Below are 14,360 nucleotides of genomic sequence, written 5' to 3' on the forward strand. Positions count from 1 at the left end.
TTACGAACATGTGAACGGCGCAGAACGGAGCGGAGCGGCGCGGGAGGGTGTGGAACGGCGCGCGGGGGCGGTGCACCACCACGGTGCACCGCCCCCGCGCGCCGGTGGACCGTCAGGCCGGGTCGGTCACCTCGCGTCCGGCGGCCAGGACCACCGGGCCGCCGACGACGGCCGGGGCCAGGAGGACGGTGCCGAAGATCGTCGCGCCGCCGGTCGGGCCCACCGCGTCGCTGAGGTAGCCGGCCGAGACGGGGAGCAGGCCGGCCAGGAGGTAGCCGCCCACGTTCAGTGCGGCGTCGGCCTCGGCGAGGCGCTGCGGCGGGATGCCGGCGTTGAGCAGCCGAGCCGGCCCGTCCCCTGGCCGGCGCCCGCCAGCAGGGCGGCGAGGAGCAGGACTGCCACCGCCTCCCGGGGCGGGTGCGGGATCATGGATGGGTATCCCTGATCTCGTTCGCCGAAGGACCCCGAACCGTGGCCCAGATCGTCCTCTTCCACTCCGCCCGCGGCCTGCACCCGGCCGTCCGGGCCGCCGCCGACCGGCTGCGCGCCGCCGGGCACACCGTGCACACCCCGGACCTCTTCGAGGGGCGCACCTTCGATGACAACGAGGCCTCGCAGACCTACCAGGAGGAGATCGGCGGCGGGGACGAACTGCTGCGGCGCGCAGTGGTCGCCTCCGCCCCGCACTCCGAGGGCGGGCTGGTGTACGCCGGGTTCTCGCTCGGCGGCGCCATCGCGCAGAACCTGGCGCTGGCCGACGAGAAGGCCCGCGGGCTGCTGCTCCTGCACGGCACCTCCGACCTGCGGGAGGACGCGGCAACCGCGATCCCGGTGCAGCTGCACATGGCGGAGCCGGACCCGTACGAGCCGGAGGACTGGCTGAACGCCTGGTACCTGCGGATGCGGCGGGCCGGTGCGGAGGTCGAGGTGCACCGCTACCCGGGCGCCGGCCACCTGTTCACCGACCCGGACCTGGACGACTACGACGCGGACGCCGCCGAGCAGGCCTGGGCGGCGGCGCTGGACTTCCTCGCCGACCTGGACGGTTAGGCGCCGTCCGGACCTCGGCCCTGGCCTGGCTGGTCCGGCGGATCTCGTCCCCGCCGGTCACCGGGGGCCCGGCCGGCCCGTCACGGGCGGGCCGGGCCGCGGCGGGGGAGGGTCTGGCTGTAGACGACGCTGGTGGTGGTGCTGCCGAAGCCGGCGAGCGAGTCCATCAGGGTCTCCAGGTGCTCCATGGAGGTCGCGGCCACCTTGAGGGTGTAGCAGTCGTCGCCGGTGGTGCGCAGGCACTCCAGGATCTCGCGGCGCTGGGCGAGCATCAGGTGCAGCGGCTGGTGGCGGTTGCCCGGGTACTTCAGGCGGACCACGGCGAGCACCGGGTAGCCGACCTTGGCCAGGTCGACGGTGGCGTGGTAGCCGGTGATGACGCCCAGCGACTCCAGGTTCCGCACCCGCTCGGTGGTGGCGGACGGGCTGAGGTTGACCCGGCGGCCCAGCTCGCTGAGCGAGATCCGGGCCTCCTGCTGGAGCTGGTCGATGATCGCCCAGTCGGTGTCGTCGAGGTTCGCGGCCATCCGGCGATATTACCGGGTGATTCGCGGCCGGGAGAGGGTTCTGCCGGGAGCTTCGGGTTCCGTGCGGAATCTGCCCGGGAATAGCCTCGTGGCATGCAATTTGGCGTCAACGTACCGAACTTCGGACCCGGGACGGACCCCGGCATGCTGCGCGACTGGGCGTGGGTGGTGGAGGGCCTCGGGTTCGACCTGCTGATGGTGTCGGACCACGTCGCCGTGACGGCGGACGTCTCCGAGCGCTACCCCGAACCCTTCTACGACCCCTTCGCCACCCTCTCCTGGCTGGCCGGGGTGAGTGACGGGCGGCTGCGACTGGGCACCACCGTGCTGGTGCTGCCGTACCGGAACCCGCTGCTGGTGGCGCGGATGGCCGGCACCCTGCAGCGGCTCAGCGGCGGGCGGTTCGTCCTCGGTGTCGGGGCCGGCTGGGCGCGGCAGGAGTTCGAGGCGCTGGGAGTGCCGTTCGGCGCGCGGGGGCGGCTGACGGGCGAGTACCTGCGGGCGGTGCGGGAGGCCTGGGCGCAGCAGGGGGAGGGTGCCGCCGCCCCGGTGTGGGTCGGCGGCCACAGCGGGGCCGCGATCCGACGGGCGATCGAGCACGGTGACGCCTGGCACCCGCTGCGACTGACCCTGGCGAAGATGCGGTCGGTGCTGGAGCAACACGCGCTGCCCGGGTTCGCGCCGCGGATCGCGCTGCGGCTGACCGACCGGCCGCTGGACGACCCGGAACGGCCCGCCGGGGTCGGCAGCCTGGAGCAGGTCATCGCCGACCTGCGGGAACTGCGCGGACTCGGCGCCGAGGCCGTGGTACTGGACCCGTACCAGGCCGACCCGGACGAGACCCGCCACCCCGAGACCGCGTGGCGAACCCTGACGGCCGTGGCCGAGGAGTGGAGGAAGACGTCATGATCACCCCTGCGGACGAGGCACTGCTGCGGCAGGCGATCGGGATCGCGGCGCGGGCCGTGGAGCTGGGCGACGCCCCGTACGGTTCGCTGCTGGCCGGGCCCGACGGGGCGGTGCTGGCCGGAGCGCACAACACCGTCCGGCGCGACGACGACATCACGGCCCACCCGGAACTGAAGCTGGCCCGCTGGGCGGCCCGGGTCCTGGACGAGGAGACCGCCGCGCTCACGACCATGTACACCAGCTGCCAGCCCTGCGGGATGTGCGCGGGGGCGCTGGTCCGGTCGGGGATCGGGCGGGTCGTGTACGCGCTCGCGACCGAGCAACTGGTCGAGCTCAACCCGGAGTCGGGGGCATGGCCGGTGGTGGCGGAGGACGGGCCGGCGCTGTTCGAGGAGGCGCGGGTGCCGATCGAGGTGTACTACCACCGGGGGCGGGACGAGAGGGTAGCTGATGCCTCGTCATGAAGGACTTGGTGTAGTCGAGTTGGCGGGGGACACCGGTTGGTCGTGCTGCTGATCGGTCGGCGGCGCCGCCGAGGGGGCGTGCTCGGGCGTCCCCCGCCGCGGCCGGGGGTCGGGGGTGGGGCACGATGGGGCGCATGGCAGAGCGGCGACACGAGTACGCACCGGCGGGGACACTGCCCGGGATGTTGCAGCGCGGGCGGGGGCTGGGCGCGCTGATGGCGGCGGAGGATCCCGCCTCGGCCGCCGAGCTGGTGTACGGCTGCATCCGGTGGGAGTGGCGCTGGGACTCGAACACCGACGAGCGGCACCTGTACCTGGCGCGGCTGGTCCGGGACCTGGAGCTGCCGCTCGGACCGGTGGTCGAGGTGCTGGCCGGGGGCGAGGAGGCGTGTGAGCGGGCCGCGGGGGTGCTCGCGCTGCTGGCGCTCAGCGGCTCGGTCGAGGCCCGGGAGGCGCTGCGGGCGTACATCCGGGAGGGCGAGCACCGGGCCGACGTCCTGGAGTCGGTGGCGGATGCCTGGCCGCGGGAGTGGTGGGGCGACCTGGAGGCTGTCCGGGACCGGGACCGGGACCGTGGCTCGGGCCGGCGCGAACCGCCGGGACCGGTACGGGAGGCCGAACGGCCCGACCCGATGGCCGAGGCGGCGAGCGGCGCGCTGCCGGGGCGGTCGGCCGGGCACGGGGAGGAGCGGGACGTTCCGGCACTGGTCGCGGAGCTGGAGCGGGACTGGGTGGACCGGACCTGGTGCGGGCCGATGCAGCTGGCGCGGGGGCTGGCGCGGTTCGGGCCGGGGGCGGCCGGTGCGGTCTCGCTGCTGCGGCGGTTCTGGCTGTACACCCCGCACTCGTACGAGCGGGCCGCGTACCTGGAGGCGCTGGCGGCGGCCGGGTCGGCGGGCATGCCCGAGGCGTACACGGAGTCGCTCTGGGACTGCGAGGCGGACGTCCGGCTGCTGGGGGTCGAGCACGCCCCCGACGCACCGCACGTGCGGGCCCGGCTGGCGTACCTGCGGGACGATCCGATCGAGGTGCCGGAGGTCCGGAACGCCGCCGAGGAGCGACTCGCCGGGCTGAGCTGAGGCCCCTCCGGAGACGTGGGGGAGCTGTTCGAAGGGGGCTAGAGTGGACGCGTGAACGCGTGAGTGATGGTCCGGACCCCGAGAGGTGTTCCGGGCCACATCCATTTCCGGGGCTCCTCCCCCTGTGACCCGCGCGTTCGCCGGCCCACCAGAACAGCACCAGAGCCTCCGGAGGCCCCGCCTTGAGCGACCAGCCGTTCGCGCATCTGCACGTCCACACCGAGTACTCGATGCTGGACGGTGCCGCCCGGCTGAAGCAGATGTTCAAGGAGGTCGAGCGGCTGGGGCAGACCCACGTCGCGATGACCGACCACGGGAACATGTACGGCGCCGCCGAGTTCCACCGGCAGGCGACCGATGCCGGGATCACCCCGGTGATCGGGATCGAGGCGTACGTCGCCCCCGAGTCCCGGTCGAACACCAAGCGCATCCTGTGGGGCCAGCCGCACCAGAAGCGGGACGACGTCTCGGCGTCCGGCGCGTACACCCACAAGACCATCTGGGCCCGGAACAAGGAGGGCCTGCACAACCTCTTCAAGCTGACCTCGCGCTCGTACTCCGAGGGCTGGCTGGTGAAGTGGCCCCGGATGGACAAGGAGCTGATCTCCGAGCTGTCCGGCGGGCTGATGGCCACCACCGGCTGCCCGTCCGGCGAGGTGCAGACCCGGCTGCGGCTCGGCCAGTTCGACGAGGCGCTGAAGTCCGCCGCCGACTACCAGGAGATCTTCGGCAGGGAGAACTACTTCCTGGAGTTGATGGACCACGGCCTGGACATCGAGAAGCGTGTCCGGGACGGGCTGCTGGAGATCAGCAGGAAGCTGAACATCCCCCCGGTGGTCACCAACGACTCGCACTACACCACCGAGGCCGACGCCGGCGCCCACGACCTGCTGCTCTGCGTGCAGACCGGCAAGAACCTCTCGGACCCGGACCGCTTCCGCTTCGACGGCACCGGCTACTACATCAAGTCGGCCGCCGAGATGTACGCGCTGGACTCCTCGGACGCCTGGCAGGAGGGCTGCCGCAACAGCCAGCTGCTGGTCGCCTCCCGGGTCGACACCGAGGGCATGTTCAAGTTCAAGAACCTGATGCCCCGGTTCCCGATCCCGGAGGGCTTCGAGTCCGAGGCGGACTTCTTCAAGTCCAAGGTCTGGGAGGGCATGGACTGGCGCTTCCCGGGCGGGTACGACGAGGAACACAAGAAGCTCGCCGAGTACGAGATGGACACCATCATCCAGATGGGGTTCCCGGCGTACTTCCTGGTGGTCGCCGACTTCATCATGTGGGCGAAGAGCCAGGGCATCGCGGTGGGCCCGGGCCGTGGTTCGGCGGCCGGTTCGCTGGTCGCCTACGCGATGGGCATCACCGACCTCGACCCCATCCCGCACGGACTGATCTTCGAGCGCTTCCTCAACCCCGAGCGCATCTCGATGCCCGATGTCGACATCGACTTCGACGAGCGCCGGCGCGGGGACGTGATCCGGTACGTGACGGAGAAGTGGGGGTCCGACAAGGTCGCCATGATCGTCACCTACGGCACCATCAAGGCGAAGGCCGCCATCAAGGACTCCTCGCGCGTCCTCGGCTACCCGTACGCGATGGGCGACCGGATCACCAAGGCGATGCCGCCGGACGTCATGGGCAAGGGCATCCCGCTGTCCGGCATCACGGACAGCAGCCACCCGCGCTACGGCGAGGCGGGCGAGATCCGCGCGCTGTACGAGAACGACCCGGACGTGCGGAAGGTGATCGACACCGCGCGCGGCATCGAGGGCCTGATCCGCCAGCCCGGGGTGCACGCGGCCGGCGTCATCATGTCCTCCGAGCCGCTGACCGACCACATCCCGGTCTGGACCCGGCACACCGACGGCGTCACCATCACGCAGTTCGACTACCCCACTTGCGAGGGCCTCGGCCTCCTCAAGATGGACTTCCTCGGTCTGCGCAACCTGACGATCATGGACGACGCCGTCAAGGCGATCGAGAAGAACAAGGGCGTCAAGATCAACCTGCTTGATCTGCCGCTCGACGACAAGCCCACCTACGAACTCCTCGCCCGCGGCGACACGCTCGGCGTCTTCCAGCTCGACGGCGGGCCGATGCGCTCGCTGCTGCGCCTGATGAAGCCCGATAACTTCGAGGACATCTCCGCAGTCCTGGCGCTGTACCGGCCGGGTCCGATGGGCGTCAACTCGCACACCAACTACGCGCTGCGCAAGAACGGGCAGCAGGAGATCACCCCGATCCACCCGGAGCTGGAGGAGCCCCTGGAGGAGGTGCTCCGGCCCACCTACGGCCTGATCGTCTACCAGGAGCAGGTGCAGAAGGCCGCGCAGATCCTGGCCGGCTACTCGCTCGGCCAGGCCGACCTGCTGCGCCGCGCGATGGGCAAGAAGAAGAAGGAGATCCTGGAGGCGGAGTTCGTGCCCTTCCAGAAGGGCTGCCGCGAGCGCGGCTACTCCGACGCGGCCATCCAGGCGGTGTGGGACGTCCTCGTCCCCTTCTCCGGCTACGCGTTCAACAAGGCGCACACCGCCGGGTACGGGCTGGTCTCGTACTGGACGGCGTACCTCAAGGCCAACTACCCGGCCGAGTACATGTCCGGCCTGCTGACCTCCGTCAAGGACGACAAGGACAAGTCGGCGGTCTACCTCAACGAGTGCCGCAAGATGGGCATCCAGGTGCTGCCGCCGGACGTCAACGAGTCGGACTCGGACTTCACGCCGCACGGCAGCGAGACCGTCCGGTTCGGCCTGACCGCCATCCGCAACGTCGGCGGGCCGGTGGTCGAGTCGATGATCCGCACCCGGAAGGCGAAGGGGAAGTTCGCCTCCTTCCCGGACTTCCTGGAGAAGGTGGAGTCGGTGGTCTGCAACAAGCGGACCGTCGAATCGCTGATCAAGGCAGGGGCGTTCGACTCGCTCGGGCACACCCGCAAGGGCCTGAGCGCGCAGTTCGAGCCGATGATCGACAACGTCGTCGGGGTGAAGCGCAAGGAGGCCGAGGGGCAGTTCGACCTCTTCGGCGGCGACGCCACCTCGGAGGAGCCCAGCTTCGGGCTGGACGTGGTGTTCTCCGAGGAGGAGTGGGAGAAGTCCTTCCTGCTCACCCAGGAGCGGGAGATGCTCGGCCTGTACGTCTCCTCCCACCCGCTGCACGGCATCGAGCACGTGCTCGCCGACAAGTCGGACTGCGCGGTGGCGGACCTCGCGGAGCGGCCGGACGGCACCATCGTCACCATCGGCGGCATCATCTCGGGCCTCCAGCGGAAGATGACCAAGCAGGGCAACGCCTGGGCGATCGCCACCGTCGAGGACCTGGCGGGCTCGATCGACTGCATGTTCTTCCCGGCGAGCTACCAGCTGGTCTCCTCCCAACTCGTCGAGGACGCCGTGGTGTTCGTGCGCGGCAAGCTGGACAAGCGGGAGGACGTGCCGCGGCTGATGGGCATGGAGCTGTCCATCCCGGACCTGTCGAACGCGCACGCCGAGGCGCCGATCGTGATCAACATCCCGACCGCCAAGGTCACCCCGCCGCTGATCGCCCGGCTCAGCGAGGTGCTGACCCACCACAAGGGCACCACCGAGGTGCGGGTGCGGCTGGAGGGCCGCACCAAGACCACGGTGCTGCGGCTGGACCGGCACCGGGTGAAGTCGGACCCGGCGCTGTTCGGGGACCTCAAGCAGCTGCTCGGGCCGAGCTGCCTGGCGGGTTAGCGGGGTCAGCGGCGCGCGGGCGGGGCCGGGGTGCACACCCCGGCCCCGCCCGCGCGTTCAGGCCCCGCCGCCCAGCCCCGGCGGGACGGCCGTGTGCAGGGCCGAGACGAAGGCCGAGATGGCCGGGTGGGAGCCCGCGCCGGCCCGGAACGCGGCGCGGGTGCGGCGGTACATCGGCAGCCTGGTGAGGACCACGCCGGGCGGCGGCCCGGCGGTGCCCAGGTGGGGGACCAGCGCCACGCCCTGGCCCGCGGCTACCAGCGAGAGCACCGTGGTGAAGTCGTCGATCTGGTGCCGGATCCGCGGGGCGAAGCCCGCCGCCTCGCAGGCGCGGACGGCCATGGTGTGGCAGAGCGTGCCGGGCGGGGACATGATCCACGGCGCGCCGCTCTGCTCGGCGACCGTCCCCGCGGTGCGGGCGGCCAGGTACATCGGCTCGGTGAAGACCGGGTGGGTGACCGCGAGCCCCGGCTCCGGATCGGTCGGGACGAGGTCGTACTCGTGGACCAGCGCCACGTCCAGCTCGCCCGCGCGCAGCGCCGCGCCGACGGCGGCCGGATCCACCTCGGTGACCATCGGCTCCAGTCCCGGGTGCCAGGCGGCGAGGCCGGCGAGCACCGCCGGGATGATCGCGCGGGCCGCCGAGGGGTAGGTGCCGATCCGCAGGGGCCCGGCCAACCCCCGCTTGGCGTGGGCGAGTTCGGCGCCCGCCTGCTCCAGCAGGGCGAGTACGGCCTCGGCGTGGCGGACCAGGCCCAGCCCCGCCGGGGTGAGGCTGACCCGCCGCCCGGTGCGCTCCAGCAGCGGGACGCCGGCCTCCTTCTCCAGGACGGACAGTTGCTGGGACACCGCCGAGGGGCTGAAGGACAGCGCCTCGGCGACGGCCGCGATGGTGCCGAGGTGGGCGAGTTCGCGCAGCAGGCGCAGGCGTCGGACGTCGAGCATCGGCCCAGCTTACGAGAAGCGTCGGAAATGTGAACTGGACCTGGGGTGTCGACGGGCCGCAGGATCGTCGGTATGGAACTCAAGGGCATCCACGTCCCCCTGATCACCCCCTTCGCCGCCGACGGCTCCGTCGCCCTCGACGCGCTGGAGAAGCTCGCGCACGAGGTCCTGGACGCCGGGGCGGCCGGCCTGGTCGCGCTCGGTACCACCGGCGAGCCCGCCGCGCTGACCGCCGAGGAGCGGGACGCGGTGATCGACGTGACGGCGTCCGCCTGCGCCGCGCGCGGGGCGCAGCTGATGGTCGGGGCCTCCGGCGGCGACACCCGGGCCGTCGGCGAGGCGCTCGCCGCGCTCGGCGCGCGGGTGCCGCGGGCGGCGGCGCTGGTCACCACCCCGGCCTTCGTCCGGGCCGGCGAGGCCGGGACGGTCGCGCACTTCCGGGCGCTGGCCGCGGCCAGCCCGCTGCCGCTGGTCGTCTACCACATCCCGTACCGCACCGGGCAGCAGCTCTCCACCGCCGCGCTGCGCGAACTGGCCGCGATCGAGGGCGTGGTGGGCGTCAAGTACGCGACCGGCGGGCTGGACCAGACGGCCGCCGAACTGCTCGCCGACACCCCGGCCGGCTTCGCGGTGCTGACCGGGGAGGACGCCTTCCTGGCGCCGATGCTGGCGATCGGCGCGGCCGGCGGCATCCTCGCCTCCGCGCACCTGGCGACCGGCCGCTTCGTCGAGCTGTACGAGGCCTGGCGGGCCGGGGACGTCGAGCGGGCCCGGGGGCTCGGGCACCGGTTGACCGCGCTGGCGCTGTCCGCGTTCACCGCGCCGAACCCGACGGTGACCAAGGGCGTGCTGCACGCCCAGGGCCGGATCCCCACCCCGGACGTGCGGCTGCCGCTGCTGCCCGCCGGGGAGGCCGAGGTCGCGGCCGCGCTGGCCCTCGCCAATGGTCTGGACCACTAAGCGCTCTCATACCGTGGAATACCAGGTCGTGCGATGCCCGTGACAAGGCATGATGGGCAGAGTGCGGCTGTAGACAGCACCATTCAGAGGAGTAGTCGGAATGAAGATCGGCATTGTCGGGGCCACCGGCCAGGTCGGCGGCGTGGTCCGCGAGATCCTGGCCGAGCGCGCTGGACTTCCCGGTGGAATCGGCCCGGTGGAGCAGCTGCGACTGTTCGCCTCGGCCCGCTCGGCCGGACGCACGCTGCCCTGGCAGGGCACCGAGATCACCGTCGAGGACGCGGCCACGGCCGACTACACCGGCCTGGACATCGTGATCTTCTCGGCCGGCGGCTCCACCTCCAAGGCCCTGGCCCCCGAGGTCGCCGCGGCCGGTGCCGTCGTCATCGACAACTCCTCCGCCTGGCGCCGCGACCCCGAGGTCCCGCTGGTCGTCTCCGAGGTCAACCCGGAGGCGATCGCCGACCGCCCCAAGGGCATCATCGCCAACCCCAACTGCACCACCATGGCGGCCATGCCCGTGCTGCGCCCGCTGCACGAGGAGGCGGGGCTCGCCGCCCTGGTCGTCTCCACCTACCAGGCCGTCTCCGGCAGCGGCGTGGCCGGCGTGGCCGAGCTGCAGGACCAGGCCGCCAAGGTCGTGGACGGCGCCGCCGCGCTCGCCCACGACGGCGCCGCCGTCGAGTTCCCCGAGCCCAAGGTCTACCAGCGGCCGATCGCCTTCAACGTGGTGCCGCTGGCCGGCTCCCTCGTCGACGACGGCTCCAACGAGACCGACGAGGAGCAGAAGCTCCGCCACGAGAGCCGCAAGATCCTCGGCATCCCGGAGCTCAAGGTCGCCGGCACCTGCGTGCGCGTCCCGGTCTTCTCCGGCCACTCGCTGCAGATCAACGCCCGCTTCGAGCGCCCGATCAGCCCCGAGCGGGCCGTCGAGCTGCTCACCGGCGCCCCCGGCGTCGAGCTGTCCGAGATCCCCACCCCGCTCCAGGCGGCCGGGCAGGACCCGAGCTACGTCGGCCGGATCCGGGCCGACGAGACGGTGGAGAACGGGCTGTCGCTGTTCATCTCCAACGACAACCTGCGCAAGGGCGCCGCGCTCAACGCCGTCCAGCTGGCCGAGCTGGTGGCCGCCGAGCTCAAGCGCTGACGCCCGGGACGCAAGGCAGACACCCCGGAGCGCACCCGCTGACACCCCGGGACCAAGTGCTGACCGAGCTCACGCGCTGGCACCCCTGTCCAGCAGCCCGGCGCAGCGTCACGTGACGTTTGGCGGGCCCCGTCGTTGAACGGGGCCCGCCTTCGTGTTTCTTTGCGACTCATTGGGCGGCTGTTGCGGGACCGGGACATCCTCCGAGGTTCGGGCCGCGAACCAGTGGGAAAAGGTGACCCAACGATCGGGCGGACAAGGGGGCCCCTCACCCCACACGTCCGGCCGACGGGCGGACCGCCCACCCAGACCGACCTACGAGGGCGAGCGGAAAGAGGTGCGCGGATGGACCGATGTGTCGTCCTGGTGGACGCCGGATACCTGTTGGGCGCAGCCGCCAGCCTGCTCGCCGGCGACCCCTCCCGCTCCAAGGTCAGCGTCGACCACACCGCGCTGATCAGCGCCCTGCGCGAACGCGCCGAGGCCGAGACCGGGCTGCCGCTGCTGCGCATCTACTGGTTCGACGCGGCCCCCGACCGCCGCCCGATGCCCGAGCACCGCCGGCTGCGCGTGCTGCCCCGGGTCACCGTACGGCTGGGCGCCCTCACCCGGGCCGAGGGGCGCTGGGTGCAGAAGGGCGTGGACGCCGCGATGCACGCCGAACTCTCCGAACTCGCCCGCAACCGGGCCTGCGCCGACGTCGTGCTGATCACCGGCGACGGGGACCTGCTGCCCGGCATGATGACCGCCAAGGAGCACGGCGTGGCCGTGCACCTGTGGGCGCTGCAGGCAGCCGACGGGGACTTCAACCAGTCCGAGGACCTGGTCGGCGAGGCCGACGAGCGCCGGGTGCTGGACCGCGAGTGGATCGAGGGGTCCTTCTCGCTGCGCGACCACACCACCGTGTTCCCCGCCCCCGGCACGGGCGGCGCCCGGCAGGAGATCGCCAAGATCCTCGCCGCCCCGCCGGCCTCCCTGCCCAGCGTGGCGCCCCCGGTCGTCCGGCCGGCCGCCGCCGCGGCACCCGACGAACCCGCCGCCGACGGACGGCCGCAGCCGGCCGCGGCACTGCGGGTGGTGCCCACCCCCAAGGACCTCGCCGGGCGGGTCTCGGCCGTCACCCCGATCACCCCGGCGGCGGGCGTACCGGCCAACGGCCACGCCAACGGCCACGCCAACGGCCACGCCGCCAACGGCCACGCCGCCAACGGGAACGCGGCGGGCGGACCGGTGCTGCGCTGGTCCTCCGATCGGGGCTGGGTCGACCGGCCCGCGCCCGAGCCCTCCGTCACCGCCGGGGACGGCTTGCCCACCCTGGCCCAGCTGACCACCGCCGAACAGCGCTGGGCCGACCGCGAGGAGGACATCACCACCATCGGTGGCGACGCCCACGAGGTCGGGCAGGTCTTCGCCCGCCGCTGGAGCGACCGGCTCGGCGACCTCGAACGACTCACCCTGCTCTGGCCCGACTACCCGCGCATCCCGCACCGGGTCGACGGCGAGCTGCTGCGCTACGCGGCCCGCTTCGGGCTGCTCGCCCACAAGGACGACCAGATCGACGAGCACGACCGCTACGCCATCCGGGCGGGGTTCTGGAAGGAGCTGGCCGCCCGGGTGCCGGGCGGCTCGATGGTGGTGGACGACTGACGGCCTCCGGCGGGTCGCGGCGATCGGGCCCCGTTGTCCGGTTCGCCCGTGTGAGCGCGTAAAGTCTCCGGTCGTGGAAGAGACGGCCGGGCGAGCACCCCAGGACACCCCGCCGTGCGTCGCCGTACGCGACGTGGTCAGGACGTACCGCACCGGGCGCGGCGCCGCCGCCACCGAGGTCCGGGCCAACGACGGGATCAGTCTCACGGTCCGGCAGGGCGAGGTCTTCGGGCTGCTCGGGCCCAACGGTGCCGGGAAGTCCACCCTGGTCCGCCAGGTCACCGGACTGCTGCGGCCGGACTCCGGGACCGTCGAACTGCTCGGCCACGACCTCGTGCGCCACCCGGAACGGGCCGCCCGACTGCTCGGCTACCTCGGGCAGGAATCCACCGCGCTGGACGAGCTGACCGTCGCCCTGGCCGCCGAGACCACCGGACGCCTGCGGGGGCTCTCGCGCGCGGCGGCCCGTAGCGCGGCGGCGGACGTCCTCACCGAACTCGGGCTGGAGCCGATCGCCGCGCGGCCGCTCGCCAAGCTGTCCGGCGGGCAGCGGCGGCTCGCCTGCTTCGCGGCCACCCTGGTGGGGGAGCGGCCGCTGCTCGTCCTGGACGAGCCCACCACCGGCATGGACCCGGTCGCCCGGCGGGCCGTCTGGTCGGCCGTCGACCGGCGGCGGGCCGAGTACGGCACGACGGTGCTGCTGGTCACCCACAACGTGATCGAGGCGGAGACCGTGCTCGACCGGGTCGCCGTGATCGACGAGGGCCGGGTGATCGCCTGCGACACGCCCGGCGGGCTCAAGGCGCTGGTCGACGGCGACGTCCGGCTCGACCTGGTCTGGCGGGACGAGGCGCCGATCGGCGTGCCCGCCGTCGCCGAACTGGCCGAACGCGCCGAACGCACCGGGCGCCGCTGGACCGTCCGCACCACCCCCGAGCAGGCCCGCGAGCTGGTCGCCGCCGTCACCACCGGCCCGGCCTTCGCCGCCCTCGACGACTTCACCCTCGCCACCCCCAGCCTTGAGGACGCCTACCTCAAGCTGGGCGGCCGCCACGGAGGACTGGCCAAGTGACGCTGCTCTCGGTGCCCCCGCAGACCCGCCGGTCCGCGGCCGCCGCCGCCCCGCTCGCCCCCGCCGCCCGGCTGCTGCCCGCGCTGGCCGCGGTGTACCGGGCACAGCTCACCCGGGCGAAGGTGGCCCGGATCCCGCTGCTGTTCGTGGCGACCTTCCAGTCCGTCGGCATCCTGGTGATGATGCGGGGCGTCGTGGACGCCGGGCAGACCTCGGCCGCCCGCTCGGTGGTCGCCGGGTCCAGCGTGCTGGTGGTGGCCTTCGTCGCCCTCAACCTGCTGGCCCAGTACTTCGGGAAGCTGCGCGCCACCGGCGGCCTCGACCACTACGCGACGCTGCCGGTGCCGGCCGCCTCCGTGGTGCTCGGCGCGGCCGCCGCCTACGCCTCCTTCACCCTGCCCGGGACGCTCGTCACGGCCGGCATCGGCGCGGTGATGTTCGGGCTGCCGCTCGGCCAGCTGTGGGTGCTGCTGGCCGTCGTGCCGCTCGCCGGGGCCGCCCTCTCCGGACTCGGCGCGGCCTGCGGGCTGCTCGCGCCGCGGCAGGAGATCGCGACCATGCTCGGGCAGCTCGGCATGTCGGCGGCCCTGCTGCTCGGCGTGCTGCCGGTGGACCACCTGCCGCAGCCGGTGCTGTGGCTGCGCGACCTGCTGCCCTCGACGTACGGGGTGGAGGCCTTCGCCCGGACCTTCGCGCCCGACCCGGACTGGGGGATGGTGCTCGCCGACCTCGGGGTCTGCGCGGCGGTGGGCGTGGTGTCGCTGGCCCTGGCCACCTGGGCGTACCGGCGGGCCGTCGCGCGGTAGGGGCGGCCGTGGGGCCGTTCGTACGGGCGTCGTGAAAC

General features: G+C 72.9%; 14 protein-coding genes. 10 read left to right on the plus strand and 4 right to left on the minus strand.

The window, feature by feature from the left end; translation table 11 throughout:
• Positions 1-112: 112 nt before the first annotated feature.
• Both ACZ7BZ_RS13715 and ACZ7BZ_RS13720 read right to left on the minus strand, forming a co-directional pair.
• Positions 113-283, minus strand: coding sequence for a hypothetical protein (locus ACZ7BZ_RS13715; RefSeq protein ID WP_470358476.1), 171 nt, complete (start codon positions 281-283; stop codon positions 113-115).
• A gap of 2 nt (positions 284-285) precedes the next feature.
• Complete coding sequence (locus ACZ7BZ_RS13720) at positions 286-429, minus strand: hypothetical protein (RefSeq protein WP_470358477.1); 144 nt, start codon at positions 427-429, stop codon at positions 286-288.
• A gap of 42 nt (positions 430-471) precedes the next feature.
• Here ACZ7BZ_RS13720 and ACZ7BZ_RS13725 point away from each other — a divergent pair, with 42 nt between their 5' ends.
• Positions 472-1,050 carry a dienelactone hydrolase family protein gene (locus ACZ7BZ_RS13725; RefSeq protein WP_470358478.1) on the plus strand — a complete coding sequence of 193 codons (579 nt, stop codon included), beginning with the start codon at positions 472-474 and terminating at the stop codon, positions 1,048-1,050.
• Between the two features lie 80 nt (positions 1,051-1,130).
• On the opposite strand, the gene ACZ7BZ_RS13730 is transcribed toward ACZ7BZ_RS13725, so the two are convergent.
• Positions 1,131-1,577 (minus strand): Lrp/AsnC family transcriptional regulator, encoded by a 447-nt coding sequence (locus ACZ7BZ_RS13730; protein WP_465747487.1) that lies wholly within the window; start codon positions 1,575-1,577, stop codon positions 1,131-1,133.
• A gap of 93 nt (positions 1,578-1,670) precedes the next feature.
• Here ACZ7BZ_RS13730 and ACZ7BZ_RS13735 point away from each other — a divergent pair, with 93 nt between their 5' ends.
• From ACZ7BZ_RS13735 to dnaE, 4 genes are all read left to right on the plus strand, one after another.
• Positions 1,671-2,486 (plus strand): LLM class flavin-dependent oxidoreductase, encoded by an 816-nt coding sequence (locus ACZ7BZ_RS13735; RefSeq protein ID WP_470358479.1) that lies wholly within the window; start codon positions 1,671-1,673, stop codon positions 2,484-2,486.
• Entirely contained in the window at positions 2,483-2,950 is a 468-nt protein-coding gene (locus tag ACZ7BZ_RS13740) for a nucleoside deaminase (protein WP_470358480.1), read from the plus strand. The genes ACZ7BZ_RS13735 and ACZ7BZ_RS13740 overlap by 4 nt, the downstream gene beginning before the upstream one ends.
• A gap of 134 nt (positions 2,951-3,084) precedes the next feature.
• On the plus strand, positions 3,085-4,029 hold the full coding sequence (locus tag ACZ7BZ_RS13745; protein ID WP_470358481.1) for a hypothetical protein: 945 nt from the start codon (positions 3,085-3,087) through the stop codon (positions 4,027-4,029).
• Between the two features lie 182 nt (positions 4,030-4,211).
• Entirely contained in the window at positions 4,212-7,745 is a 3,534-nt protein-coding gene (gene dnaE, locus ACZ7BZ_RS13750) for a DNA polymerase III subunit alpha (protein ID WP_380462015.1), read from the plus strand.
• Positions 7,746-7,802: 57 nt separating this feature from the next.
• Here dnaE and ACZ7BZ_RS13755 read toward each other — a convergent pair whose 3' ends face one another.
• Positions 7,803-8,690, minus strand: coding sequence for a LysR family transcriptional regulator (locus ACZ7BZ_RS13755; protein WP_470358482.1), 888 nt, complete (start codon positions 8,688-8,690; stop codon positions 7,803-7,805).
• 72 nt (positions 8,691-8,762) lie between these two features.
• Between ACZ7BZ_RS13755 and ACZ7BZ_RS13760 the strand changes: the two genes are divergently transcribed.
• The 5 genes from ACZ7BZ_RS13760 to ACZ7BZ_RS13780 all read left to right on the plus strand — a co-directional run bounded on the left by ACZ7BZ_RS13760 (position 8,763) and on the right by ACZ7BZ_RS13780 (position 14,322).
• On the plus strand, positions 8,763-9,650 hold the full coding sequence (locus ACZ7BZ_RS13760) for a dihydrodipicolinate synthase family protein (RefSeq protein WP_470358483.1): 888 nt from the start codon (positions 8,763-8,765) through the stop codon (positions 9,648-9,650).
• A 100-nt stretch (positions 9,651-9,750) separates the two neighbouring features.
• Positions 9,751-10,797, plus strand: coding sequence for an aspartate-semialdehyde dehydrogenase (locus ACZ7BZ_RS13765; protein WP_470358484.1), 1,047 nt, complete (start codon positions 9,751-9,753; stop codon positions 10,795-10,797).
• Positions 10,798-11,142: 345 nt separating this feature from the next.
• On the plus strand, positions 11,143-12,444 hold the full coding sequence (locus tag ACZ7BZ_RS13770; protein ID WP_470358485.1) for an NYN domain-containing protein: 1,302 nt from the start codon (positions 11,143-11,145) through the stop codon (positions 12,442-12,444).
• Positions 12,445-12,517: 73 nt separating this feature from the next.
• Positions 12,518-13,516 (plus strand): ABC transporter ATP-binding protein, encoded by a 999-nt coding sequence (locus ACZ7BZ_RS13775; protein WP_470358486.1) that lies wholly within the window; start codon positions 12,518-12,520, stop codon positions 13,514-13,516.
• A complete protein-coding gene (locus ACZ7BZ_RS13780) occupies positions 13,513-14,322 on the plus strand; it encodes an ABC transporter permease (RefSeq protein ID WP_470358487.1) in 810 nt (269 codons plus the stop codon). Before ACZ7BZ_RS13775 ends, ACZ7BZ_RS13780 begins: the two co-directional genes overlap by 4 nt.
• Positions 14,323-14,360 lie beyond the last annotated feature (38 nt).

It is taken from the genome of Kitasatospora sp. NPDC036934 (assembly GCF_055608425.1).

What these genes read in the sequence shown, in the direction of transcription:
- ACZ7BZ_RS13740 (WP_470358480.1), top strand. Translation starts at nt 2,483, where the DNA reads ATGATCACCCCTGCGGACGAGGCACTGCTGCGGCAGGCGATCGGGATC.
- ACZ7BZ_RS13770 (WP_470358485.1), top strand. Translation starts at nt 11,143, where the DNA reads ATGGACCGATGTGTCGTCCTGGTGGACGCCGGATACCTGTTGGGCGCA.
- ACZ7BZ_RS13760 (WP_470358483.1), top strand. Translation starts at nt 8,763, where the DNA reads ATGGAACTCAAGGGCATCCACGTCCCCCTGATCACCCCCTTCGCCGCC.
- ACZ7BZ_RS13765 (WP_470358484.1), top strand. Translation starts at nt 9,751, where the DNA reads ATGAAGATCGGCATTGTCGGGGCCACCGGCCAGGTCGGCGGCGTGGTC.
- ACZ7BZ_RS13745 (WP_470358481.1), top strand. Translation starts at nt 3,085, where the DNA reads ATGGCAGAGCGGCGACACGAGTACGCACCGGCGGGGACACTGCCCGGG.
- ACZ7BZ_RS13720 (WP_470358477.1), bottom strand. Translation starts at nt 429, where the DNA reads ATGATCCCGCACCCGCCCCGGGAGGCGGTGGCAGTCCTGCTCCTCGCC.
- ACZ7BZ_RS13735 (WP_470358479.1), top strand. Translation starts at nt 1,671, where the DNA reads ATGCAATTTGGCGTCAACGTACCGAACTTCGGACCCGGGACGGACCCC.
- ACZ7BZ_RS13730 (WP_465747487.1), bottom strand. Translation starts at nt 1,577, where the DNA reads ATGGCCGCGAACCTCGACGACACCGACTGGGCGATCATCGACCAGCTC.
- ACZ7BZ_RS13755 (WP_470358482.1), bottom strand. Translation starts at nt 8,690, where the DNA reads ATGCTCGACGTCCGACGCCTGCGCCTGCTGCGCGAACTCGCCCACCTC.